Source organism: Actinomadura sp. KC06, assembly GCF_004348735.1.
In the GTDB taxonomy this organism is placed as follows: Bacteria; Actinomycetota; Actinomycetes; order Streptosporangiales; family Streptosporangiaceae; genus Spirillospora.
The window spans coordinates 1-24,359 of sequence record NZ_SMKT01000129.1 but is presented as its reverse complement, the minus strand read 5'-3'; the positions used below and the strand labels follow the sequence as shown (position 1 = coordinate 24,359).

Below are 24,359 nucleotides of genomic sequence, written 5' to 3'. Positions count from 1 at the left end.
GTCCACCCCCGCATGCGCGTTCGGGACGCCCACGCGCTTATCCCGCTGGTCGTGCGTTCGGGGCGTGTGCGTGTTTGGGACGTCTATAGGACGGCGTCTGCTAGTAGCTCCACCTGGTGCGGGTCGGGGTTGCATGGGAAGAGGATTAGTTCGTCGCATCCGGCGTCTTTGTAGGCGGCGACGGCTTTGCGGACGGACGTGGTGTCGGTGAGTGCCAGGGACGCGACCTTCTGCGCGTCCCATCCTTCGACGGCGTAGTGGTCCGTGAGGAAGGACTCGGCGTCCGCCTGTGCGTGGGGGCCGAGGGAGAAGTATGGCTGGGCCATCAGGCGTGGGTCGCCGTCGCGGCCATGTCGCGTCCACGCTTCGCGCACCGCGTGCGCGCCCTGCTGGAACGTCTCGACGCCTCGGCTCCCCGCGATCCAGCCGGCGCCGCGGGCGGCCACTCGGGCGAAGGGGCGTTCGCCGTGGCCGCCGAAAATGAGGCGCTCGGGCGGGACGCCGGGTTGGGGTCCGATCGCCCCGGCGACTCCGCGGGGTTCGCCGGCCCAGATGCTCGTCATCTCGTCCAGCATCGCGTCGAAGCGGCGGCCCCGCCCGGCGAAGGGGACGCCCGAGGCGGCGTAGTCGTCCTCGTAGCCGCCGACGGCCATGCCTAGCACGAGCCGTCCGCCCGACAGGTGGTTCACGGTCGCGGCCTGCTTGGCGAGCAGCGCGGCGTTGGCGCGGAACGGCACGAGCAGGATCGAGGTCATCAACCGGATCCGCTCGGTGACGGCCGCCGCCGCGGCCAGCGTCACGAGCGGTTCGCAGTTGCCGTACACCAGCCGGTCGATCACGCCGAGCGTGGAGAATCCGCGCTCCTCGGCGGTCTTCGCCCACTGCATGATCTGCGTGCCCGGGGTGCCGGGGATGGTCGCGGGCAGGCCGATTCCGATGTCCATGTGGTCCTTCCGGCGGACGGGATCATGGGGGACGTGGTCCGGCGGGACGGACGTCCGACCACTCCAAGTAGCCTAGCTCGGACATTCCGCCACGGAACGGACGCGAGGAGCCCTGATGACGGTGCAGATGTCGTGGGAGGACGTGTGCGCCCGGCGGCTTGAGCGGCATGCGCTGTCGGTCCCGTCCAAGGACGGCTGCGCGGAGGTGGCGGCGGGGATGGGCGGCGTCCACGCGCAGGTGATGACCGCGGCCGAGCTCGGGATCGGCCTGCGCATGGACGGCGTCACCCGCGCCGACGTGCGCCGCGCGCTGTGGGAGGAGCGCAGCCTCGTCAAGGCCCACGGGCCGCGCGGGACGGTGCACGTGCTGCCCGCCCGCGATCTGCCGATGTGGGTCGCGGCGCTGTCGGCGCTGCCCCCGGCGCCGAGCCCGTTCCAGGACGGCGTGCGCATGACCGCGGAGCAGACCGAGGAGGTCATCGCGGCCATCGAGGGCGCCGTGGACGAGGCCGACCTGACCGTCGACGAGCTCACCGAGGCGGTGGTCGAGCGGGCCGGGCCGTGGGCGGGCGACCTGGTCATGCCGGCGTTCCAGACGCTGTGGCCGCGCTGGCGGCAGGCGATGGGGCAGGCGGGGCAGCGCGGCGCGATGTGCTTCGGCCCGATGCGGGGGCGCAAGGTCACCTACTCCAGCCCGCGACGCCTGGTCCCCGATTTCCAGCCCGCTCCGGCGGACGCGGCGCTCGGCTGGCTCGTCCGCTCCTACCTGCATGCTTTCGGACCTTCGACGTCCGACCGGTTCGCGCACTGGCTGGGCACCCCCTCCGGGTGGGCGGCCGACCTGTTCGCGTCGCTCGACCTGGAACGCGTGGAGGTGGAAGGCACGGAAGCGTGGGTCGCGGCAGGTGACACCGAATTGCCAGTGGACGCGCCGCGCGGCGTCCGGCTGCTGCCGTATTTCGACGTCTACGCCTACCGGGTCGGCAATCAGCCGCCGGAATTGCTTTATCCGGGAAATGCCGGTGAGCGGGCGCTGCGCGGCAATTTCCAGCTCCTGCTGGTGGACGGCGTCGTCGCCGGCCTGTGGCACCAGCGCCGCTCGGGCCGCCGCATCGACGTCACCGCGGAGCCGCTCGTCACCCTGACCAAGGCGCAGCACGCGGACCTGGAAGAGCAGGTCGAGCGCGTGGCGCATGTCCTGGAGGCCACCAAGACGACCCTCACGATCGGCCCGGTTACCGTCGGCGGCCACGCCTGACGCCGGGGGAGTCGTTGGCCCCGGGCGTGGCTATCTGGGTGGGGTCCACGCCCGGAGGGTCGAGCTTGTCCGGTCGCCCGAACCGGGTCAGAACTGGTCGTCGTCGACGTCGTAGTGGCGCGACGTCCTCTTGAGGGTGTGCGCCTCGTTCTCGGGCGAGATCTTGTCGACGACGCGGATTCCCGGACGTCCCGCCTCGACCTCGAACCGCGCGGCCGTGGCGATCTTCGTGTCGCCCGGCGTCCACACCGTGTCGACGATGCGGAGCGAGGCCAGCAGCCGGGACGGGGTGACGTCGCAGACGACGTATCCGCGCCGGTTGCTGATGTACTTCCAGTGCGGGCTCTCGGCCATGATCGGGTTGTAGGTCCGGTGGAACGCGACGGGGTCGGAGTCGCCGCCCGAGCTGATCGACGTCCCGGTGATCTCGGCGCCGGTGACCGGGGACTTCTCGTCGTCGAAGTCGGGCTTCAGGTCGCACACCCAGGTGGCGTGCCGGTCACCGGTGAGGATCACGGGGTTGGACGTCCGACCAGAGCCGAAGAACTCCAGCATGCGGCGGCGCTGCACCCGGTAGCCGTCCCAGTTGTCGAAGTCGAAGACCTGGTCGGGCCCCGCCTTGCGGTCGTTGGACGCCCACATCAGCTGGTTGGCCAGCAGGTTCCAGCGGCCGCCGGAGCGGGACATGCCGTCCATCAGCCACTTCTCCTGCTCCGCGCCGGTCATGGTGCGGGCCGGGTCGTTGGCCTCGGCGAGGGTGGCCGGCTGGTCACTGCGGTACTGCCGGGTGTCGAGCACGTGCACGGTGGCGAGCCTGCCGAAGCCGAGCCTGCGGTACAGCCGCATGTCGATGCCCTTCGGACGGGCGGACCGGCGCAGCGGCATGTGCTCGTAGTAGGCCCGGAACGCGGCGGCGCGGCGGGCGAGGAACTTGTCGTGCGGCTGCTTGTCGGGGTCCTGGGGGATCTCGTCGGCCCAGTTGTTGTCGACCTCGTGGTCGTCCCACGTCGCGATCCAGGGGAAGGCGGCGTGCGCGGCCTGCAGGTCGGTGTCCGTCTTGTACTGCGCGTGCCGGTTGCGGTACTCGACCAGCGTGTACGGCTCGTCCTTGCCCTCATGGGTGCGGACGGTCGTGGTCCGCGGGACGGACTCGTAGATGTAGTCGCCGAGGAAGGCGACGAACGCCAGGTCCTCCTGCGCCAAGTGGTGGTAGGCGGTGTAGTAGCCGTCCTGCCAGCTCTGGCAGGACGCGAACGCGAACCGCAACTGCCGGTTGACCGTGCCGGGCGACGGCGCCGTCCGGCTGCGGCCTACCGGCGACAGCTCCTTGCCGACCCGGAACCGGTAGAAGTAGACCCGGTCGGGCCGCAGCCCGCCGACCTCAACGTGCACCGCGTGCCCGCTTTCGGGCCGCGCCACCTCCACGCCCTGCGCGCGGACGCGCTGGAAGCGCTCGTCCTCGGCGACCTGCCAGGCCACCGGCACCTGCCGGTCGGGCATGCCGCCGCCGTCGACCGGACGGGGGGCCAGGCGCGTCCACAGCACGAAACCGTCGGGCAGCGGGTCACCGGACGCGACGCCGAGGGTGAACAGGTCGTTCGGCAGCGGGGCGCCGCCATGCGAGCGGACGGTGGCGACCGCTCCGTCCTGGCCCAGCAGCGCCGGGCCGACCAGAATATGGCCCGTGGCCAGCGCCGATACGGCTCCGCCGGTGGCCAGGAACCGGCGCCGAGGATACATTTCCGACATACACCCTCCTTGTGATCAATACAGGAGGATGATCGCAGATCGGTGAACGTCGGCAGGCGCGAATGCTGACACGGAAGCGACCAGCACGCGAACAACGGCCTCTCACCTGCGCAATATTGGTCGCATAAGTTCGCACTGGCGCTATACGGATGCCTTATGACCTCATAAGGATCTGTTATTTCGCCCCATTCGAGAACGGGCTCTGCCGCCGGCGTATCCGGGCTCTACAGGGGGCTGCCGGGGGCCTCGCGCGTCCGTTACCGCGAGCTTCCCTCGCTGGGGCGTCACCAGTGGTGGCTGCTGGACAACGCCGAGACGGCGTGCTGGGCAGTACCGGGGCGACCGCTGCCGGGAACCGGTCAGGTGCCGAGGGGTTGGGTCTTGATAGGCGAAGAGTTGCCTATGGATTTCACCAATAGCGACCCGGGAAGGTTCGAGTTCTGCGAGCCGTGGATACTCTCACCTGCGATGTTATCCATGGGACGGCCATGCGCTCTTAGGCTCAAGCAGAGCAAAAGTCTCGCAGGCAATGTTCCATATAAATGTATGAAGAATTAGGTGGATAACGGACATCCGGCCGTGGTGGGGCGGCGGCATTATCCGGGGGGCTAGCAATGTTCGGTAACGAGTCGGCTCTACGCGACCGTGTAAAGGCGGTCGCTCTCCGTGATCGGGCGAAGGCACCGGAAAAGGGGACCGGCCAGGTCCCCTGGTGGACTGTGCTGCTGGCGGCCGGCTGGCTAGCGCAGGTGCTGTTCCGGGTGGTGCTGGAGAGCTGGCGCAGCGTCCCGCTCTACGTGCCGGACGAAGTCGGATATCTGCTCGGAGGCCGGTTGCTCGCCGGCGGAGCGGACGGCGACCTGACCGGACGGCTGCTGTACTACGGCGGCTATTCGCTCCTCCTGGCACCGGCTAACTGGATCAGCGACGATCCGGCGATCGTGTATCGGGCAGTCCTGGTCACCAACGCCCTTATCGCCGCGACGCTGCTTCCGTTGGCGTACCTCGCGCTCAGGCGGCTCGGGATGAATCAGATTCCCGCGTACATCGCCGCAACGCTGGCCGCGCTCATAACGTCGAACGTCCACTACAGCCAGTTCGCGTTGACCGATGCCGTCCTGCCGGTGATGGTCCTCGGGTGGCTGTTGCTGGTGCATTCCTGGCTCACGTCCGAGCGGCAGCTCCACGGTGCCTTGGCCGGTGTTCTGGCGGCCTACATGTCCTGGGTCCACGTCCGCGGCTTCGTCGTCGTCATCGTGTTCGCGGGAACGCTGGGCGTGGCGTGGTGGCGGCGCTGGGCGAACCGGCGAGGCATCACGGTCATGGCCTGGCTGCTCATCATGACCACCGTCGCGGGAATCCAGCTCAACGACTGGGTGCGCTCCCAGCTGTATCCCCGGGGCGCCTACGGGCTGGACGAACTGCTGATCGACCGGATCACCAGCCTTTCCGGGCTGGGGTGGACGCTCTCGCTGACCGCCGGAAAGCTGTGGTATCTGGTCGTCTCGACCTGGGGTATCGCCGGGATAGGGCTGATCGCCCTGGCCGTCGCCGTAAAGCGCGATCGCGTTCCAATGGGCACGCGCGTCGTCGCCGTCCAGGCCGCCGTCTCCATGGTCGGCGTCGCGCTCGCCACCTCCGCCGCCACTCCGGACGAGGGCACGGTGGCCAATTTCGTCTACGGCCGGTACCTGACCTGCTTCGCCCCGATTCTTTTCCTCGCCGCCGTCGTCCTCGTCACGCGCGCCCCGGCGTTCACCGCGCTTCGTGCGGTGCCCATCACCGCGGCCATCACGATGGCCGCCGGTGGCATCGTCTGGCTGCACGCCGGCGACCAGCTCTCGCGGGACTTCTTCCTCTCCACCGATTTCGCCGAGATCAGCTTCCTCACCTGGAACTGGGAAGAGTTCCACCTGTGGTTCGCGACCATTGTGGCGCTGCTGCTCCTCGCAGTTATTGCCGCGCTGAGCGTCTACGGTGGCAGGAAAGCGATTCTAGGCGCTGTTGGGCTGGTCGCCGTCCTGAACATCGCAGCCGTGCTCGCCACCACCAATCACGTCGTCAGCTACTGGGATAAGCGATACGCCGCGACGGCCAGCCTGAAATACGAGCTTCGGGCCAATGACAAGGTCGGTGTGAACTTTCCTGAGCTCGGCTGGCGGATTTGGGTGCTGCAGGCGTTCCAATCCCGCCACGGCCTGGTGCCGATCGACCGGTTCGGACGTTTTCCGCTCCCGGCGGATCTGACCGTTGTCGTCGTCCCCTGGACTCCAGGCACGGCGCTCACGAAGACCTGGCCGGCCGCTCCGGCAGACTGGCGCATCGTCTCGGCCCACAAGCCAGGCTTCGGCGGCTGGGTGGCGTGGCGCCGGGTGAACACGACCACCGCGCCGTAACGCCATCGGCGGGCCCAATACCAAAACGGATGGCCCGCAATTAGCCAGCACTAAACACCCCATCGACGCCTTCGACGCCGACGGCATCTCGACGTGCACCTATTACGGTCGTCCCACCCCATAGCACGACAGCTCAGAACCACGAGCCGAGCACGCCGCAGATCACACCGTCAAAATAGACGCCAGGTCGGATAAATCGCCCAGACAGGCACCAATCAATGTTGCCGACCAGATCCTGGCCCATAGTGGGACGCTCTCCATAACGCTCCGTTTTCGCCAGCACTCTTGCGGCTTGATCAATGCGTCCTAACGAGACATGTAAAAGATCCCCAAAAGTGAGCTCCGCCGTCATGCTTGATCAGGATCGGGGGACCGTTAATAGCGTTTCGGTCCTTGCTGATCGGCTTGCCGGCGGCTTCTGCCGAGAGCTCACAGATGAGTGGGCCGCGCCGAGTGAACCATTTGGCGTGCCCATTGCCAAGGGGGAATCAATCGCGTGTTCTACTGGATCCTGCGGCGAAGACATAAGACCAGAGTCGCCGTGGTCATGGCTACGTTGCTCCTGCTTGCACTGATTCAGCCACTGGTCTCTCGGAGTACCTCCGCCTCGACGAGTAGCGCGTCACAGAAGCCGATCAGCGACGGGCCCAAGCCGAGCCAGCACCAACCCGACCGCATGGGCGGCGGCGGTGGCTGCGGGAAGCACAAGTGCTGCAAGAAGAAGTGCTGCAAAAAGAAATGCTGCAAGAAGAAGTGCAAGCCAGGCCCACCAGGTCCACCGGGACCGGACGGCCCCACCGGTCCCACCGGCCCCGCCGGCGAGGACGGAGCCACCGGCCCGACAGGCCCAGCGGGCGCCGATGGCCCACCCGGCCCTCCGGGTGAGGACGGCGCAACAGGCCCAACCGGCCCCGAGGGCCCGACAGGTCCGGCGGGCGCTGACGGCATCGATGGCGCGGACGGCGCGACAGGCCCAACCGGCCCGGCGGGCCCGACCGGCCCGGAAGGCGCCGACGGCCCGACTGGCCCAACCGGCCCGACTGGCGCCGACGGCGCGGACGGCCCACCCGGCCCGACGGGTCCGGCAGGCGCGGACGGCACCGATGGCGCGGACGGCGCAACTGGCCCGACCGGCCCGGAAGGCCCGACTGGCCCGATGGGTGCCGACGGTGCAACGGGCCCGACGGGTCCGGCGGGCGCGGACGGCATTGATGGCGCGGACGGCGCAACTGGCCCGACCGGCCCGGAAGGCCCGACTGGCCCGATAGGTGCCGACGGTGCAACGGGCCCGACGGGTCCGGCAGGCGCGGACGGCTTGGACGGCGCGACAGGCCCGACCGGCCCCGAGGGTCCGACAGGTCCGGCGGGCGCGGACGGCATTGATGGCGCGGACGGCGCCACCGGCCCAACCGGCCCCGAGGGCCCGACCGGCCCCGAAGGCCCGACCGGCCCGGAAGGCGCAGACGGCCCGACCGGCCCAACCGGCCCGGAAGGCGCAGACGGCGCAGACGGTCCTCCCGGACCGACCGGCCCAATGGGCGCCGACGGTGCAACGGGCCCAACAGGTCCGGCGGGCGCGGACGGCATTGATGGCGCGGACGGCGCTACTGGCCCGACCGGCCCCGAGGGTCCGACAGGTCCGGCGGGCGCGGACGGCATTGATGGCGCGGACGGCGCTACTGGCCCGACCGGCCCCGAGGGCCCGACCGGCCCCGAAGGGGCGACCGGTCCGGAAGGCCCGACCGGCCCGATGGGTGCCGATGGACAAGACGGTTCGACCGGTCCCACCGGCCCGATCGGTCCGACCGGCCCGGCGGGTGCCGATGGTGCCACCGGTCCTGCGGGCGCGGACGGCGCGACAGGCCCGACGGGCCCAGCCGGAGCCGACGGCGCAGACGGCGCTCCTGGCCCAACAGGACCGGCGGGCGCCGATGGCCCGACCGGCCCAGCAGGCGAGGACGGAGCCACCGGCCCGACGGGACCTGCAGGCGAAGACGGCCCGATAGGGCCCACCGGCCCGGCGGGCGCGGATGGCGCGACGGGCCCCGCGGGCGCGGACGGCGCCACAGGCCCGGCCGGTCCAGCAGGCCCAGCAGGCGAGGACGGCGCGACCGGCCCGATGGGCCCGGCCGGCCCGACGGGCCCTGCGGGCGCCGACGGCATCGACGGTGAAGACGGTGCTACCGGCCCCACCGGCCCTGCCGGTGCCGATGGCATGGACGGCGCTACAGGTCCGACCGGCCCGATGGGCGCGGACGGCCCGACTGGCCCGATGGGTCTGCCTGGTGAAGATGGCGCCACCGGCCCCACTGGCCCGGCAGGCGCGGACGGCGCGACAGGTCCTACGGGTCCCGCCGGTGCCGATGGCGTCGACGGTGAGGATGGCGCAACCGGCCCGACCGGCCCCGAGGGCCCGACGGGCCCGGCGGGCGCCGACGGCATCGATGGCGCGGACGGCGCTACCGGCCCGACCGGCCCAGCAGGAGAGGATGGCGCTACCGGTCCCACCGGCCCTGCCGGTGCCGATGGCATCGATGGCGCGACCGGCCCCGCCGGACCGACCGGACCCACTGGTCCAACAGGTGCCGATGGCGCGACCGGCCCGGTGGGCGCGACCGGTCCCAGGGGTCTTCCTGGTGCCGATGGCGCCACAGGTCCGACGGGTCCGGCCGGTGCTGACGGCGCCGATGGCGCTACCGGTCCGACCGGCCCGGTGGGCGCAGATGGCCCGACTGGTCCGATGGGTCTGCCCGGCGCAGACGGCGCGACCGGCCCAACTGGTCCTGCTGGTGCTGACGGAGCTACCGGTCCGGCAGGCCCGGCAGGCGCTGACGGCGCAACGGGCCCCGAGGGCCCGGCCGGTCCCACAGGTCCGGCAGGTGCCGACGGCGAGGATGGCACGGACGGTGCCACCGGTCCTACGGGTCCCGCTGGTGCCACTGGCGCGGACGGCGCTACCGGTCCGACAGGCCCGGCGGGCGCTGACGGTGCGACCGGTCCCACCGGCCCGGCCGGTGCCGATGGCGCCACCGGTCCGGCTGGCCCGGCGGGTGCCGACGGCGCGACTGGCCCGGCGGGCCCGGCAGGTGCTGATGGCGCGACTGGTCCAGAGGGTCCTGCGGGTCCGACGGGTCCGGCGGGTGAGGATGGTGCCACTGGCCCTGCGGGTGCTGACGGCGCTACCGGTCCGACCGGCCCGGTGGGCGCAGATGGCCCGACTGGTCCGATGGGTCTGCCCGGCGCTGATGGCGAGGACGGTGCGACTGGTCCCACTGGCCCTGCTGGTGCAGCGGGCGCTGACGGCGCCACTGGCCCAACCGGTCCGGCTGGCCCGGCGGGTGCCGACGGTGCGACTGGCCCGGCGGGCCCGGCAGGTGCTGACGGCGCGACCGGTCCGGCGGGTCCCGCTGGTGCTGACGGGGCGACTGGTCCGGAGGGTCCTGCGGGTCCGACTGGTCCGACGGGTGCTGCTGGCGAGGATGGTGCTACCGGCCCTGCAGGTGCGGATGGTGCTACTGGTCCGACTGGCCCGGTGGGTGCAGATGGCCCGACTGGTCCGATGGGTCTGCCCGGCGCCGATGGTGAAGATGGCGGTACCGGCCCCACCGGCCCTGCTGGTGCCGATGGCGCGACCGGTCCGGCGGGTCCCGCTGGTGCTGATGGCGCGACGGGTCCGGAGGGCCCTGCGGGTCCGACCGGTCCGACGGGTGCAGACGGCCCGACTGGTCCGATGGGTCTGCCCGGCGCTGATGGCGAAGACGGTGCCACTGGTCCCACCGGCCCCGCGGGTGCCGATGGCGCCACTGGTCCGGCTGGCCCGGCGGGTGCCGACGGCGCGACTGGCCCGGCGGGTCCGGCGGGTCCGGAGGGTCCTGCGGGTCCGACTGGCCCGACGGGTGCTGCTGGCGAGGATGGTGCTACCGGCCCTGCGGGCGCCGATGGCGCTACCGGCCCGACCGGTCCCGCTGGTGCTGCTGGCGAGGATGGTGCCACTGGCCCTGCGGGTGCCGATGGTGCTACTGGTCCGACTGGCCCGGTGGGCGCAGACGGTCCGACCGGCCCGATAGGTCTGCCCGGCGAAGATGGCGCCACCGGCCCCACCGGCCCTGCTGGTGCAGCGGGCGCTGACGGCGCAACCGGTCCCACAGGCCCGGCGGGCGCCGACGGAGCTACCGGTCCGGCAGGCCCTGCGGGTGCCGACGGTGCTACCGGTCCGGCGGGTGCCGACGGTGCGACTGGTCCGGCAGGTGCTGATGGCGCGACGGGTCCAGAGGGTCCTACGGGTCCGACTGGCCCGACGGGTGCTGCTGGCGAGGATGGCGCTACCGGCCCTGCGGGCGCCGATGGCGCTACTGGCCCGACTGGCCCGGTGGGTGCGGACGGCCCGACTGGTCCGATGGGTCTGCCCGGCGCTGATGGCGAGGACGGTGCCACTGGTCCCACTGGCCCTGCTGGTGCAGCGGGCGAGGACGGCGCCACTGGCCCAACCGGTCCGGCGGGCCCTGCGGGTGCCGACGGCGCTACTGGTCCGGCGGGTCCGGCTGGTGCTGATGGTGCGACGGGTCCGGAAGGTCCTGCGGGTCCGACTGGCCCGACGGGTGCTGCTGGCGAGGATGGCGCTACCGGCCCTGCGGGTGCCGATGGCGCTACCGGTCCGACCGGCCCTGCTGGTGCAGCGGGCGAGGACGGCGCGACTGGTCCAACCGGTCCGGTGGGTCCGGCGGGTGCCGATGGCGCGACGGGGCCTGCGGGTCCGACGGGTCCAGCGGGTGAGGATGGTGCTACTGGCCCTGCGGGTGCCGATGGCGCTACCGGTCCCACCGGTCCGAGGGGTCTGCCCGGTGCTGATGGGGATGACGGTGCCACTGGTCCTACCGGTCCAGCTGGTGCTATCGGCGCCACTGGTCCGAGAGGTGCTAGCGGGCCTACCGGACCCACTGGGCCCGCGAGTGCCGGAGTGACCGACACCATTCGCGTCACGCAAGTGGTCAATGTTCCCGGGACGGGCCAATCGGTCCAAGGCGCCGTCTACTGCCCTGACGGCTACACCGTTACGGGGGGCGGAGCGACCATGGGGCTCACGGACTCCGGAATCGTCGCCTCTACCGAGCCCACCACCGCCGGCCAGGGCTGGAGCGCGTGGGGCCGGGCATCGGCTGCCCAGACGATGACGGTTTGGGCGGTCTGCATGAGGCGGACGTGACCGCATAAGGCCTCGTTAGAGGCCGGTTCGAGGAGACGATCGCTCTTCGGTTCGTCGGCGATGGTTGTCGGCGAAACCGGAGAGCGATCGTCTCGTTGGGCCCAGCGATGCCGCTCAACGTCAGGCCCGCCCCACGGCTAGCGGTCGCCATAGACGGGGCGCGCGGGTGTTACCTCTCCGGGTGGTTTGGACGATGCCCGGGGGACGAGGTCGCGGACGTGTGCAGGCCGCGTGGCTGCGGGGTGTCGGGCATGTGCGGGTAGCCGGGCACGGCAGTCGCGGGGAAGTAGATCTCGACGGAGAGGCCGCCGCCCGGACGCGCGTGGGCCCTGATGTCGGCGCCGTGTGCCGTTGCGATGGCGCGGACGATCGAGAGACCCAGCCCGTGGTGGCCGTCGCTGCGGGCCGTCCGTTCGCCGAGCCGTTGGAAGGGCTCGAAGAGCCGTCCGACCTGCTGCGGGGGGATTGCCGGTCCGGTGTTGGCCACCGAGACGAACGCTCGCCCGGCCCCGAAGCCGGTCGCGATTTCCACGTGGCCGCCGGTCACGTTGTGGTGGACGGCGTTGTCCACGAGATTGGCGACGAGGCGTCCAGCCAAAGCGGGGTCGCCCGCGGACGGGGCGGGCGCGATCCGGGTGTCGATGCGCACGCCGCGCCCGTCCGCCTCAAGGTGGGCCGAGTCGAGGGCCTGGCGGGCGAGATCGGACAGGTCGAAGGGCTCCTGGCGGTCGAGACCGCGCTCGCTGCTGGCCAGCGTGAGCAGGGCTTCCAGCAGCCGTCCCTCGTCCTTGCTGATCGCGAGCAGCCGCTCCGAGGTCGCCCGGTACGACTCCAGCGTGGCCTCGCGGTCGGTGAGGATCTCCTCCAGGAGCGCACGCTCCAGGGTGAGCGGCGTGCGCAGTTCGTGTGCGGCGTTGGCGACGAAGCGTTTGTGCGCGTTGAGGGCGGTTTCCAGACGGCCGAGGAGGCCGTCCACGGTGTCGGCGAGATCTTTCATCTCGTCGCGGGGTCCTGTGGCGGCGAGCCGTTCGTGGACGTTGCGGGCCGAGATCTGCTGGATCGTGGCCGTCATCGTGCGCAGGGGCCGCAGGACGCGTCCGGCGACCAGCCAGCCCAGCGCGATCGAGATCACCACCATGACCGCGAAGGCGATCCCGAACTGCATCAGCAGCGCGCGCAGCTGCGCGGCCCGAAGCCGCTCCAGATGCTCGCGAATCTCCGGGCCGCTGTCGTCGTAGACGATGATCACCCACTTGGAGCGGCGCATGAGCCAGTAGGTGATCGTGAGAAGGACCGCGCCGGAGATCGTGAACAACGCGCTGTACAGGGTCGTGAGACGCATGCGCACGGTCCGGAGCGAATGATGCGCGGGGATCTGCGGGCTGAGCAGTTCATGAGGCCGCATGGGCATCGCCTATCCGGTAGCCGCCCTGCTGGACGGTCTCGATCACCGGTGGCCGGCCGATCTTGGACCGCAGCCGGTTCATCGTGGCCTTGACGGTGGTCGTGAACGGATCGGCCATCTCGTCCCACACCCGTTCCAGCAGCTCCTCGGCGGACACGACCCGGCCGCCGGCGCCGAGCAGGTACTCCAGGACCGCGAACTCCTTCGGGCTCAGCGCCAGGCGCATTCCCGCCCGGGTCGCGATCCGCTGCGCCGGGTCCAGCCGCAGGTCACCGTGGACGAGCACCGGCGGCAGCGCCGGCTGCGCGCGCCGGCCGAGCGCCCGGATCCGTGCCACGAGCTCGGCGTAGGCGAACGGCTTCGGCAGGTAGTCGTCGGCGCCGAGGCTCAGGCCGGACACCCGGTCGGCGATCGTGCCGGACGCGGTCAGCATCAGGACGCGGGTACGGCCCGCCCGGTCCACCACCGAGCGGCACACGTCGTCGCCGTGGACGGCAGGCAGGTCCCGGTCGAGGACGACGACGTCGTACTCCAGCAGCGAGGTCCGCTCGACCGCCGCCTCGCCGTCGTGGACGACGTCGACGGCCATTCCCTCGCGGCGCAGGACCCTCGCCACGGACGCCGCCAGCTCGGCGTGATCCTCGGCCACCAGCACTCTCATCGTGCCAATCAGGTTAACCACCGCCGCGGTCACAGCCGGGTCACAGGCGCTCTGACCGTGATGTGACCGCCCCTTGCCTAGAAAGGGCCTCCAGCGCCCGTCCCCTGACGCGAAGGAGCCCCTGACATGCCCACGACGAAGCCGAAACGGGCCCTGGCGCCGCCGCTGGCGGCGCTCGTGATCTTCCTGCCGTCGCTCGCGGGCTGCGGCGGATCGGACGACCCGTCCGGCGGCTCGGGTACCGCGGCGGGCAGCGGTTCGGGTGCGGCGGGCGGCGGCGCCGCTGCCGGGACGGGCGGCGACCAGTACGTGAAGTACGCGCAGTGCATGCGCCAGAACGGAGTCCCGAACTGGCCCGACCCCATCGACGGGACGAAGTTCCGCATGCCGAAGGCCAGCGATGGCAGCCCGCTGGTCGATCCCAAAACGCCGCAATTCAAGGCAGCGACGCAGAAATGCAAGTCGATCGCGCCGCCTGGATGGGACGGCTCTCCGCAGGACCCGGCCGTCCAGGCCCAGATGCTGAAGTACGCGCAGTGCATGCGCAAGAACGGGGTGCCCCAGTTCCCCGACAGCGGGTCGCTGGACACCGCCGAACTCGATCCCGAATCGCCGCAGTTCAAGGCCGCAGACGAGAAATGCAAGACGTTGCGGCCGCGGGGCGCCGGAGGATGAGCACCGAGGTCAACGAGGCGCCGTCCGGCCCCGGCGGTGCAGCCGATGCCGGTGGTACACGCGGTGCCGCCGATGTCGCGCCCGGCGTCCCGGCTCCGGATCGCCCGAAGCCGCGCCGGCGCAGAAGGCGGAAGGTGCTCACCGGGACGGGGGTCCTGGTGCTGCTGGCCGCGGCGGGTGTCACCGTCGCCGTCACGGATCCCTTCGGTAACGGGGACGCCCAGCCAGCGTCTTCGACCGATGGCACCACGTTGATGGCCGTCCGGGAAGGGCCGCTGTCCACGCAGGTAACGCAGAGCGGGACGCTCTCGTACGCCGCCCTTAGCGACGGGACCCCGTACGCCGTCGTCAACCAGGCCAAGGGCATCTACACCTGGGTCCCCGGCGTGGGCAAGGAGATCGGCTGCGGCAGGGCGCTCTACCGGGTGGACGAGAAACCGGTGGTGCTGATCTGCGGCGGCACACCGGCCTACCGCGCCCTGTCGGTGGGCGACGAGGGCCGCGAGGTGCGCGCTCTCAACGAGAACCTCGTGAAGCTCGGATACGCCGAGAGGTCCGAGCTCGATCCCCGCTCGGACTACTACGGGACGGAGACGGCGGAGGCGGTCGCCGAACTGCAGGACGAACTGGGCACCGCCGAGACCGGGAGGCTGGACCTCGGGGACGCCGTATTCCTGCCCGGCCCGCTCCTGGTCACGAAGGCGATGGCCAAGGCCGGAACGCGGGCGGCGCCGGGAGCCCAGGCGGCCCAGGCCACCTCGGCCAAGCGCCAGGTGACGGTGGAACTCGACCCCGGACAGCAGTCCCAGGTCAAGGTCGGCGACCGTGCCCAGATCACGCTTCCGGACAACAGGACGACCCCGGGCAGGGTGACCCGCATCGGGACGGTCGCGAAATCCGGTGACGAGAAGCAGGACTCGTCCGGCTCCACGATCCCGGTGTACATCACGCTCACGCGCCCCAAGGACGCGGGGAAGCTGGACGAGGCCCCGGTCCGGGTGCAGATCACGACCGACGGGGTCGAGAAGGCGCTGATCGTCCCGGTCACCGCACTGATGGGCAAGGCCGGGGGCGGCTACGTCGTCGAGGTCGGCGACCCGGCGGGCGGCCAGGGGCGGCGTCTGGTTCCCGTGACGCTCGGCATGTTCGACAACGACAACGGGCTCGTCCAGGTATCCGGGGCCCTGTCCGTCGGCGACCACGTGGTGGTGCCAGCCTCATGAGCCTTATGGGCACGACCCGCGATCAGGACGGCCGGGCTCCCGCGCTCGAACTGGCGGGCGTCACGAAGATCTACGGAGGGCAGCCGCCCGTGCCCGCGCTGCGGGGCGTGAGCTTCACCGTCCGGCATGGCGAGTTGGTCGCCATCGTCGGGCCGTCGGGGTCGGGGAAGACGACGCTCCTGCACGTCATGGGGACGCTGGAACGCCCCACGGACGGGCTGCTCCGGATCGACGGAGTCGACGCGGCGGGGCTGGACGACCGGCAGCTCGCCGCCCTGCGCGCCCGCAGCATCGGGTTCGTCTTCCAGCAGTTCTTCCTGGCCGAGCACTCCACCGCCGTGGAGAACGTCGCCAACGGTCTCCTGTACGCGGGCGTCGAGGTCGGCGAGCGGCGGCGCCGTGCCGCCGACGCGCTCGACCGGGTCGGGCTGGCGCATCGCCGCGACTTCCGTCCGACGAAGATGTCCGGCGGCGAGCGCCAGCGCGTGGCCATCGCCCGCGCGCTGGTGGGCAGGCCGGCGATCGTCCTCGCGGACGAGCCGACGGGCAACCTCGACAGCGCCACGGGCGCCTCGATCCTCGACCTGCTCCGGGAGCTCAACGCCGAGGGCGCGACGATCATCATGATCACGCATGACGGCGACCTGGCCGCGCGCCTGCTACGCCAGCTGCACGTCCTGGACGGCCGGATCATCTCCGACACCGACAGCGGCTCGCCCGCCGACTCAGGCGCGCCCGCCGGCTCGGATGCGTCCGGCGGCTCAGGTGTGCCCGCCGGTTCGGGTGCGCCCGCCGGTTCGGGTGTGCCCGCCGGTTCGGGTGTGCCCGCCGGTTCGGGTGTGCCCGCCGGTTCGGGTGTGCCCGCCGGTTCGGGTGTGCCCGCCGGTTCGGGTGTGCCCGCCGGTTCGGGTGTGCCCGCCGGTTCGGGTGTGCCCGGCGGCTCAGGTGTGCCCGCCGGTTCGGGTGCGCCTGGCGGTTCGGGTGCGCCTGGCGGCTCGGGTGCGCCTGGCGGCTCGGGTGCGCCTGGCGGTTCGGGTGCGCCCCGCGGTTCGGGTGCGCTCGGCGGGCTCGGAGAGGTGGAGTGACATGCGGATTCCGTCCCATCTTGTGCCGGCACGCTTGCGCGCCGGAGACCAGGCCCGGGTGGCGAGCACCGGGCTGCGCGCTCGGCCGCTGCGGGCGGCGCTGTCCGCGCTCGGGATCGCGATCGGCACCACGGCGATCGTCGCGGTGCTCGGGCTGTCGGCGTCGTCCCAGGCCGGTCTGCTGGCGGAGATCGACCGGCTCGGCACGAACCTGCTGACCGCCAAGACCGGCCAGAGCTTCACCCAGGTGGCGGCGGTCATGCCGGTCGCCGCGCCCGGCCGGGTCTCGCGGCTCGGGTCCGTCGAGGAGGTCGCGCACACCGGGACGGTCGGCGACGCGAAGGTGTACCGGAGCCCGCTGATACTCCGGGTCAACACCAACGGGCTGAAGGTCCAGGCGGCGAGTCTGAACCTGCCGCGGGTGGCCGGCGCGGGCGTCGCCCGCGGCCGCTGGCTCAACGAGGGGACAGCGACGCAGCCCGCCGTCGTGCTCGGCGCGGCGGCCGCAGCGCGGCTCGGGATCAGCCGCGTGTATCCCGGCCAGCGAGTGTGGCTGGACGGGCAGTGGTTCTACGTTGCCGGAATCCTCACCCCCGCGACGCTCGCGCCGGACGTCGACACAAGCGCCCTGGTCGGATACCCGGCGGCGCGGCGCTACCTCGGCCACACCAGCATGATCCGCGGCCAGCCGGCGGACGGCCCGCCGAGCACGCTTTACGTTCGGGCGCAGCCCGACGCGGTCGGCGCGGTGCAGTCGGTGCTCGCGCAGACCACGAACCCGGAGGCGCCGAACGAGGTCAACGTGAGCCAGCCCTCCGACGCGCTCACCGCGCGCGCCGCCGCGAAGGGTGCGTTCAACAGCCTGTTCCTCGGGCTCGGCGTGGTGGCCCTGCTCGTCGGGGCGGTCGGGGTGGCCAACATCATGATCATCTCGGTGCTGGAACGCCGCTCGGAGATCGGCCTGCGCCGCGCGCTCGGCGCGACGCGGGGACAGATCCGCACGCAGTTCCTGTCCGAGGCGATCATGCTGGCCGTGCTCGGCGGCGTGGTCGGCGTGGCCGCCGGCGCCCTGGCCACCGCGGTGTACGCGGCAGTCAAGGGCTGGACGGTCGTCATCCCCGCCGAAGCGTGGGCGGGCGGAATCGGCTCCGCCATCGTCATCGGCGCGATCGCCGGACTGATACCCGCGCTGCGCGCCGCCCGGCTCTCGCCGACCGAGGCCCTGCGTACGGCCTGACCCTTGGGCGGTGAGTCGTGGCGAATCCGCAATTGGCTCTGAAGGAGCGGGTCCTGGCGTCCGTGACACGGGTCATCGCGGTGCTGCTGGTGCCGATCGCCTTCGTCCGCGCGCCGGGGTGGGCGCCGGGCCGCGCGCCGGGCGGTGCGCTGGGCCGGGCGCGCTTTCTGGCCTGCCAGTGGGCGCTGGGCCTGCGCTTCCCCGCCGAGGATCTCCGCGGGCTTGCGCCGGAGACGCTGGCGGCGATCACGCACGCGCGGGCCGAGGCGTTCTGGCGGGACGGGCAGCTGATCGGCCTCACCTCGGGATATCGCGACGTGTCCGAACAGCTCCGGATCTTCTTCGAGGAGGTGCGGCGCACCGGCTCGGTGTCGGCGGCGCGGCGCCGGGTGCTGCCGCCGGAGGAGTCCAGGCATGTGCGGGGGCTCGCGCTGGACGTCCGGCCGGTCGAGGGCGCGCGGTGGCTCGAACTGAACGGCTGGCGGTACGGGCTCTACCGCGTCTACGACAACGAGTGGTGGCACTTCGAGTACCGCACGGTCGCCCCAACCCGGCTGCCGCACCCGGACGCGCACACCCGCTGATCGACCCGGGCCGCACGAGCCGGTGACGAATAGGCCCTCGCAAGGTCTTGTGGAATCCTGCTGTGCCGGGTCCGGTCGTCCACGTAGCGTCGGAAGAAACCGGACCCTTCGGGCGGTATCGCGGCATCACGGCAGCACGGCACCAGGGCGACGGAGGGCAGGCTGTGGACCCGTTCGAGCCGGGCGACCCCCGCCAGGTGGGCGACTACCGGCTGCTCGGCAGGCTGGGCGCGGGCGGCATGGGCGCGGTCTACCTCGGACGTTCGCCCGGCGGCCGGACGGTCGCCGTCAAGGTCATCAAGGAGCGGTACGCGGCCGACGCGGTGTTCCGCGCCCGGTTCCGGCGGGAGGTGTCCGCCGCGCGCAAGGTGACGGGGACGTTCACCGCGCCGATCCTGGACGCCGACCCGGACGCCGCCGTCCCGTGGCTGGTCACCGCCTACCTGCCGGGACTGACGCTCCGGGAGGCGGTCGGGACGTTCGGCGCCCTCGCCCCGGCGCCCACCCGCGTCCTGGCCACGGGCCTGGCCGAGGCGCTCGCCGACATCCACCGCGCCGGCCTGGCGCACCGGGACCTGAAGCCCGGCAACATCATGCTGACCGCCGACGGCCCACGGGTGATCGACTTCGGGATCGCCCGGCCGGACGACGTCACGGCGATCACGAAGGTCGGCGCCGTTCTGGGGACGCCGGGATTCATGTCGCCCGAGCAGGCGTCCGGGGGTGTGGCCGGTCCGAAGAGCGACGTCTTCTCGTTCGGCGCCGTCCTGGCGTACGCGGCGACCGGGAAGGAACCGTTCGGCCGCGGCGACGGCGCCACCACGCGTCGCCGCGTCGCCGAGGCGCAGGCGGATCTCGGCGGCATCACCGATCCCGGGCTGGCCGGTGTGATCGCGGCCTGCCTGCGCAAGGACCCGGGGGAGCGGCCCTCGGCCGTCCAGATCCTGGACATGCTCGACCGCATCGGCCAGGACGCCCCGCCGTGGCCGGACGATGGAGCGGGATGGCTGCCCGCCGCTCTGGCGGAAGCGATCGACCGCCGTATCGCGGAGGTCCGGCCGAAGGGGCCGAAGGGTCCGAAGGGGCGTCCAGCGAAATCGTTGACCGGAGGCGCGGCGCACGTCCTCGACGCGGAAACGGCCGACCCGCAGGACGCGCAAACGGCCGATCCGCAGGATGCGCAAACCGCGGAGCCGATGGACGGACGCGGGCAACCGCAACCGCAGCCGCAGCCGCAGCGGAGTCGCCAACCCGCATCCGGCGATGCGCCGACAGACACCCCGCCCGCTCCGCTCTCCGGCGCATCGCCGCAGCTCAGCCGCCGGGCGCTGATCGTTTCCGCGCCGCTCGCGCTCGCGGCGTTCGGTGCGGTGGCGGTCGTCCGGGCCTGCGACACCGAGCAGCCAAGCGCCGCCGCCCCCCGATCACCGAAAGCCGCGTCATCGACCCCGCCTCCGCAGGGCGTCCTGCGCTGGAAGTCCAAGGTGAGCGACTACTACCCCAAGGTCTTCGCAGCGGACGGTGCGGTGGTCGCGGAAGGGCAGGAGAGCGACGTTCGCGCCCTGGACATTCAGACCGGCAAAACCCTGTGGAAAAAGCATGCGGGGAACGGGAGCCACACCTTCGGCAAATCGGTATACCTCAGCAATCCCATACAACCGTGGGTGAAGGCCGTAGAGGCCGTTTCCGGCAAGACCCGCTGGGAGCGCAACTATCGGGACGGATTGGTGCACATGGCCATCTCCGGGCCGGTCGCCTGCTTCGGGTACGAGGGCCCGATCAGGGCGGTGGGCGTCCGCGACGGCGATACGCGCTGGGTCGCGGACGTGTCCCCTGAGACGGGCCTATCTGCCGACTCCAGCCTTGTCGCCGCAGTGAACAAGACTTCAGTGATCGGGCTCGACCCGTCCAGCGGACGGAAGAGATGGACCTACCCGCTGAAACTCGGAAACTACCTGGTCTACGCATTCCTGGTCAGCGACGGTTTCGTTTTCGTCGGCGACCGGCAGGGCGTCCTGCATGCGTTGCGCGCCAGCGACGGAACGCTGGTCTGGCGTAAAGGACGGGGCCCGACCTGGTTCAACGGTTCGTCGCTCCTGTCGTCCGGCGGTGTCCTGTACGCCGACGGGGGATACGGCAGCGTGGTCGCCATGAACCCAGCGACCGGCGAGGAGCGCTGGTCCCGCTTCCTTAACGCCGACAGTGAACTCACGTTGTCCGGTGGCACGCTTTTCGCCGCCTGCACCCACACCAGCACGGTGTACGCCTTGAACGCGGCCGACGGACGCATCCTGTGGACGCACAAAGCCCAGATAGACCGCGATCCCGTGATCGCGAGCACCACGGGATTGGTCTTCATAGGCACCCGTGAGGGCGCCGTCGAAGCCGTCGCCCCTCCGAGCCATCCGGACGGAGGCCCCCGTGCAGGCTCTTGAGCCACACGATCCACGGACGGTCGGCCGCTGCCGGATCCTGGCCCGGATCGGCGCGGGCGGCATGGCGATGATCTACTTCGGGCGGTCCTGGAGCGGCCGTCCCGTGGCGGTCAAGCTGATGCATGCCGAGTTCGCCCGCGAGCCGGAGTACCGGGAACGCTTCCGCCACGAGGTCGCGGCCACCCGGACCGTCAGCGGACGGTACAGCCCGGGCGTCCTGGACGCCGACCCCGACGCCGCGCTTCCCTGGCTGGCGACGCAGTTCCTGCCGTCCGTGTCGCTCCGGGAAGCGGTCGGACTGCTCGGCCGGTTGCCGTCCGACCTGGTGTTTCCGCTGGCCGCGGGTGTTGTCGAGGCGCTGGCGTCCGTCCATGGCGCCGGGATCGTCCACCTGGATCTGAAGCCCGCGAACATCCTGCTGACGGCCGACGGACCGCGGCTGATCGACTTCGGAATCGCCGCCGACCTGCCTCCCGCCGCGGCTCGGGACGCGGCTCCAGACGCGGCTCCCGCCGCAGCGCCGGGCGCGGCTCCGGGCGGGAGAGAACCGGCGGGCACCTGGGGATTCATGTCACCCGAGCAGGCATCGGGAGGCCCTGTCACTGCGGCGAGCGACGTCTACTCTCTCGGCGCGACGCTGGCATACGCCTGCACGGGAAGGGCGCCGTCCGGCGAGGAAATGGACGGGATCACCGACGACCGCCTCCGGACGCTGATCTCCGGCTGCCTGCGTCCCGACCCGTCCTCCCGGCCGACCGTGCCCGAACTGGCCGCCGCATTGGCCTTCGCGAGCGCAGAAGACCAATCCGCCCTCCAACTGCCTCCGGCCCTGACGGCAGAGATCGACCGCCGGACGAGCGAAGCAGCAAACCCACCGGTGCCGATCCCGCCCCCCGCCTCGACCCCGACTCCAGCCGCCTCGACCCCGACTCCAAACAAATCTGTTCCGTTCCTGGGCCGGATCGTCCGCCGCCGCACGATGGCGCTCTCGGGCGGGGCCTGCGCCGCAGCATTGGCATTGGCCTTCGCCATCCCGCTGGCATTGTCGCCGGACGACGGACCGGAGACGGCCACAGCCGAGCCGAGCGGCAGCGCGTCCACCAGCTCAACGGCCCCGGCGTCCGCCCCGACCACCCGGACGCTGGAGTTCTACATCTTCGGCACGAGCACGCTCAGATCGTTGACCACCACGGTGAACGGGGAAAGCGTGACCGTACGCAACAAACGGCTGCCCTACCGAAGAGTGGTCCAGATACCGCCAGAGCCGCAGCGCGTTACCTGGCGGATCGATTACCGTTTTGGCGCGGGCACGTACGTCACCAAAGTGATCGTGGACGGGACCGAGCGCTCAAGCGCGGGAGGCTCCAGCGCAAGCAAAGACGTCAGCGATTCCTACAACGGAGCCGTCTGACCTCGCCAGAACCATTTCCAGCCACGGTGAGTGCACATTAACCGCTTAGACAGGTAATGCGATTCTTGCGGCGATGTGGTAGCCAACCTGCCCAGTGCGCGGCGCAGAACTGCCATAACGAAGGCGATATCTATGACAGTTCACGCCACTTGTTATGCGGAGGCGACGCCAATATGCTCGGGCCGACCCGACACGGGTCGCCCGCAGTAGCTCCCACTACCTCGAACCAGAGGAGGCCCCCCGCATGCTGCGAAAGTTGAGCGTCGGCGCCATGATCGGCGCCGCCGCGATCACGTTGTCGGTGGCCCCGACCGCCACGGCGGCGCCGACCAAGACCCCTGCCCCCCGCCCCGTCCTGCAGACGACGCTGTACTACGACGACAGCCAGGCCGCCGAGTTCCAGGACGCGGTCGCCGCCGGCGTCAAGGTGTGGAACGACAACGTCCAGAACGTCAAGCTCGTCGAGGCCCAGCCCGGCGGCCGGGCGGAGATCCAGATCATCGCCGACAACGGCTGGCCGCGCGCCATCGTCGGCCCCGTCCGGCCTGGTGGACGTGTCCAGGTGTGGTTCGGCCGCCAGGCGGTCACCCAGGGATACGACACCACCCGGATCGCGTCCCACGAACTGGGCCACAGCCTCGGCCTGCCCGACATGAAGCCCGGTCCGTGCACGTCGCTGATGTCCGGGTCCACCGCCGGGGTGAGCTGCAAGAACCCCATCCCGAACAGCACAGAGAAGGCACGGGTGGAGGCCAACTACCGCACCGGCGCCACGTCCAGCAGCCCCTTCGCCGGAAGCCTCGTGGTCGACGCACCGTGACCGCGCACCCGCAAATGACCGAACACCTGCGGTAGACCGCGCGCAAGATCAACAAAGCAGGCGCGACATCGGGCGCCACGGCGTTTCACCGTCCCCGGAAACGCCGTGGCGTCCACCCGCGAGAAGGACGTCTTCCGCAGTTAAACTACGTGCCGTTCCGGCAGTTTTGGCTGGTCATCAGTGCCCACGGCTCGTGTGGGAGGCGACCGTGCAGGGAGAAGCCGTTGTCGCGTAGGCCGTTGGGGCAGTTGGAGGCGGAGGTGCTGGCGGCACTGGCCGGGCTCGGCGGCTCCGCCCGTACCGCTGAGCTGGTGGAACGACTCGAAGGGGACCCGGCGTACACGACGGTGAACACGATCCTGCACCGGCTGTACGAGAAGAAACTGGTCTCGCGCACACGAGCCGGCCGCCACTACCGGTACCGGCTCGCCGTCGACGAGTCGGAACTCGTCGCGGACCGCATGCGCGAGCACCTCCGCCATGCCAGCGACCCCGGCGGTGTGCTGAACCGGTTCGTCCAGACGCTCACGGACGAGGAGGCGCGCCAGCTGCGCGGCTTCCTCGACCGTCCGGAGGACCGCGGGTGAACTGGTTCACCTTCATGCCCCTCGCCATCATGCTGGCGCTCAGTTCGGCGCTCGGCCGGACGCGGCTGCCCCTGCATCCGTCCTGGTCGGCGCGGTTACTGGCCACGACCGGCGCGATGACGGCGGTCGCCGCGCTCGGCACCGGCGTCTTCGTGGCGATCAACTACGCGGCCACGCTCGCGCCGTCCGCCGCCGCGCACGTCCCCGAGTGGACGCTCTTCGGAGACGACGAGCCGGTCCCGGCCCTGGTGGGGATCCCGGCGACCGTCCTGTCCGCCGCCGGGCTGCTCTTCGCGACCCAGGCCGCCGTCGGCTGGCTGGACGAACTGCGCACCGCACGAACACAAGCCCAGGAGCCGTTGGACACCGAGGTTCCGATCGCCGTCGCGGTTCCGGGCAGGCACGGCGGAGTGCTGCTGTCGAAAGGCATGCTCCGGACGTTCACGGCCGAGGAACTCCATGTCGTCTTCCAGCACGAGTCGTCCCACCTGCGGCACCGGCACCATCGCTATGCGGCGGCCGGCGCACTGGGCGCGGCCGTCCTCCCGCCGCTCCGGCCGCTGAACGAACGGCTGCGCCTCGCGGTGGAGCGATGGGCGGACGAGGACGCGGCAGAGGCGACCGGCGACCGCGCCCTCGTCGCCCGCACGATCGCCAAGGCCGCCCTCGCCCACCCGCCGTCCCCC

The 24,359-nt window shown here is 71.3% G+C and carries 17 protein-coding genes; 12 read left to right on the top strand and 5 right to left on the bottom strand.

Features of this window, described 5'->3' with window-relative positions; all coding sequences use genetic code 11:
* Positions 1-83: 83 nt before the first annotated feature.
* Complete coding sequence (locus tag E1287_RS31395) at positions 84-944, bottom strand: LLM class flavin-dependent oxidoreductase (RefSeq protein ID WP_131968893.1); 861 nt, start codon at positions 942-944, stop codon at positions 84-86.
* A gap of 115 nt (positions 945-1,059) precedes the next feature.
* Between E1287_RS31395 and E1287_RS31390 the strand changes: the two genes are divergently transcribed.
* The gene (locus E1287_RS31390; RefSeq protein WP_131968892.1) at positions 1,060-2,202 is read left to right on the top strand and encodes a winged helix DNA-binding domain-containing protein; all 1,143 of its coding nucleotides are present in this window, start codon (positions 1,060-1,062) and stop codon (positions 2,200-2,202) included.
* Between the two features lie 87 nt (positions 2,203-2,289).
* Here E1287_RS31390 and E1287_RS31385 read toward each other — a convergent pair whose 3' ends face one another.
* Positions 2,290-3,951 (bottom strand): alkaline phosphatase D family protein, encoded by a 1,662-nt coding sequence (locus tag E1287_RS31385; RefSeq protein WP_207934577.1) that lies wholly within the window; start codon positions 3,949-3,951, stop codon positions 2,290-2,292.
* A gap of 719 nt (positions 3,952-4,670) precedes the next feature.
* Here E1287_RS31385 and E1287_RS31380 point away from each other — a divergent pair.
* Positions 4,671-6,347, top strand: a complete 1,677-nt coding sequence (locus E1287_RS31380; RefSeq protein ID WP_165969275.1) for a phospholipid carrier-dependent glycosyltransferase — start codon at positions 4,671-4,673, stop codon at positions 6,345-6,347.
* Between the two features lie 133 nt (positions 6,348-6,480).
* On the opposite strand, the gene E1287_RS31375 is transcribed toward E1287_RS31380, so the two are convergent.
* The 3 genes from E1287_RS31375 to E1287_RS31360 form a co-directional block, all read right to left on the bottom strand.
* Positions 6,481-6,699 (bottom strand): hypothetical protein, encoded by a 219-nt coding sequence (locus tag E1287_RS31375; RefSeq protein ID WP_131968890.1) that lies wholly within the window; start codon positions 6,697-6,699, stop codon positions 6,481-6,483.
* Between the two features lie 5,020 nt (positions 6,700-11,719).
* A complete protein-coding gene (locus E1287_RS31365) occupies positions 11,720-12,892 on the bottom strand; it encodes a HAMP domain-containing sensor histidine kinase (RefSeq protein WP_207934576.1) in 1,173 nt (390 codons plus the stop codon).
* Positions 12,893-12,941: 49 nt separating this feature from the next.
* The gene (locus E1287_RS31360) at positions 12,942-13,616 is read right to left on the bottom strand and encodes a response regulator transcription factor (protein WP_131968888.1); all 675 of its coding nucleotides are present in this window, start codon (positions 13,614-13,616) and stop codon (positions 12,942-12,944) included.
* 126 nt (positions 13,617-13,742) lie between these two features.
* Between E1287_RS31360 and E1287_RS44065 the strand changes: the two genes are divergently transcribed.
* The 10 genes from E1287_RS44065 to E1287_RS31310 all read left to right on the top strand — a co-directional run.
* Positions 13,743-14,291, top strand: a complete 549-nt coding sequence (locus E1287_RS44065; RefSeq protein WP_165969274.1) for a hypothetical protein — start codon at positions 13,743-13,745, stop codon at positions 14,289-14,291.
* Complete coding sequence (locus tag E1287_RS31350; RefSeq protein WP_165969273.1) at positions 14,288-15,514, top strand: peptidoglycan-binding protein; 1,227 nt, start codon at positions 14,288-14,290, stop codon at positions 15,512-15,514. The genes E1287_RS44065 and E1287_RS31350 overlap by 4 nt, the downstream gene beginning before the upstream one ends.
* The gene (locus E1287_RS46640) at positions 15,511-16,599 is read left to right on the top strand and encodes an ATP-binding cassette domain-containing protein (RefSeq protein ID WP_131968885.1); all 1,089 of its coding nucleotides are present in this window, start codon (positions 15,511-15,513) and stop codon (positions 16,597-16,599) included. Before E1287_RS31350 ends, E1287_RS46640 begins: the two co-directional genes overlap by 4 nt.
* Before the next feature lie 22 nt (positions 16,600-16,621).
* A complete protein-coding gene (locus E1287_RS31340) occupies positions 16,622-17,836 on the top strand; it encodes an ABC transporter permease (RefSeq protein WP_243719561.1) in 1,215 nt (404 codons plus the stop codon).
* Positions 17,837-17,868: 32 nt separating this feature from the next.
* Entirely contained in the window at positions 17,869-18,420 is a 552-nt protein-coding gene (locus E1287_RS31335) for a M15 family metallopeptidase (protein ID WP_243719560.1), read from the top strand.
* Between the two features lie 164 nt (positions 18,421-18,584).
* Complete coding sequence (locus E1287_RS31330) at positions 18,585-20,855, top strand: serine/threonine-protein kinase (RefSeq protein ID WP_131968883.1); 2,271 nt, start codon at positions 18,585-18,587, stop codon at positions 20,853-20,855.
* Positions 20,842-22,266, top strand: a complete 1,425-nt coding sequence (locus E1287_RS31325; protein ID WP_131968882.1) for a serine/threonine-protein kinase — start codon at positions 20,842-20,844, stop codon at positions 22,264-22,266. Before E1287_RS31330 ends, E1287_RS31325 begins: the two co-directional genes overlap by 14 nt.
* Before the next feature lie 244 nt (positions 22,267-22,510).
* Positions 22,511-23,086, top strand: coding sequence for a snapalysin family zinc-dependent metalloprotease (locus E1287_RS31320; RefSeq protein ID WP_131968881.1), 576 nt, complete (start codon positions 22,511-22,513; stop codon positions 23,084-23,086).
* A gap of 224 nt (positions 23,087-23,310) precedes the next feature.
* The gene (locus tag E1287_RS31315; RefSeq protein ID WP_131968880.1) at positions 23,311-23,673 is read left to right on the top strand and encodes a BlaI/MecI/CopY family transcriptional regulator; all 363 of its coding nucleotides are present in this window, start codon (positions 23,311-23,313) and stop codon (positions 23,671-23,673) included.
* The coding region (locus tag E1287_RS31310) for a M56 family metallopeptidase (RefSeq protein ID WP_131968879.1) at positions 23,670-24,359 on the top strand (690 nt) is incomplete at its 3' end. The genes E1287_RS31315 and E1287_RS31310, both read left to right, overlap by 4 nt.

Coding starts and splice junctions, on each gene's coding strand:
- E1287_RS44065 (WP_165969274.1), top strand. CDS start 13,743: ATGCCCACGACGAAGCCGAAACGGGCCCTGGCGCCGCCGCTGGCGGCG.
- E1287_RS31365 (WP_207934576.1), bottom strand. CDS start 12,892: ATGCGTCTCACGACCCTGTACAGCGCGTTGTTCACGATCTCCGGCGCG.
- E1287_RS31350 (WP_165969273.1), top strand. CDS start 14,288: ATGAGCACCGAGGTCAACGAGGCGCCGTCCGGCCCCGGCGGTGCAGCC.
- E1287_RS31360 (WP_131968888.1), bottom strand. CDS start 13,616: ATGAGAGTGCTGGTGGCCGAGGATCACGCCGAGCTGGCGGCGTCCGTG.
- E1287_RS31395 (WP_131968893.1), bottom strand. CDS start 944: ATGGACATCGGAATCGGCCTGCCCGCGACCATCCCCGGCACCCCGGGC.
- E1287_RS31320 (WP_131968881.1), top strand. CDS start 22,511: ATGCTGCGAAAGTTGAGCGTCGGCGCCATGATCGGCGCCGCCGCGATC.
- E1287_RS46640 (WP_131968885.1), top strand. CDS start 15,511: ATGAGCCTTATGGGCACGACCCGCGATCAGGACGGCCGGGCTCCCGCG.
- E1287_RS31385 (WP_207934577.1), bottom strand. CDS start 3,951: ATGTCGGAAATGTATCCTCGGCGCCGGTTCCTGGCCACCGGCGGAGCC.
- E1287_RS31390 (WP_131968892.1), top strand. CDS start 1,060: ATGACGGTGCAGATGTCGTGGGAGGACGTGTGCGCCCGGCGGCTTGAG.
- E1287_RS31375 (WP_131968890.1), bottom strand. CDS start 6,699: ATGACGGCGGAGCTCACTTTTGGGGATCTTTTACATGTCTCGTTAGGA.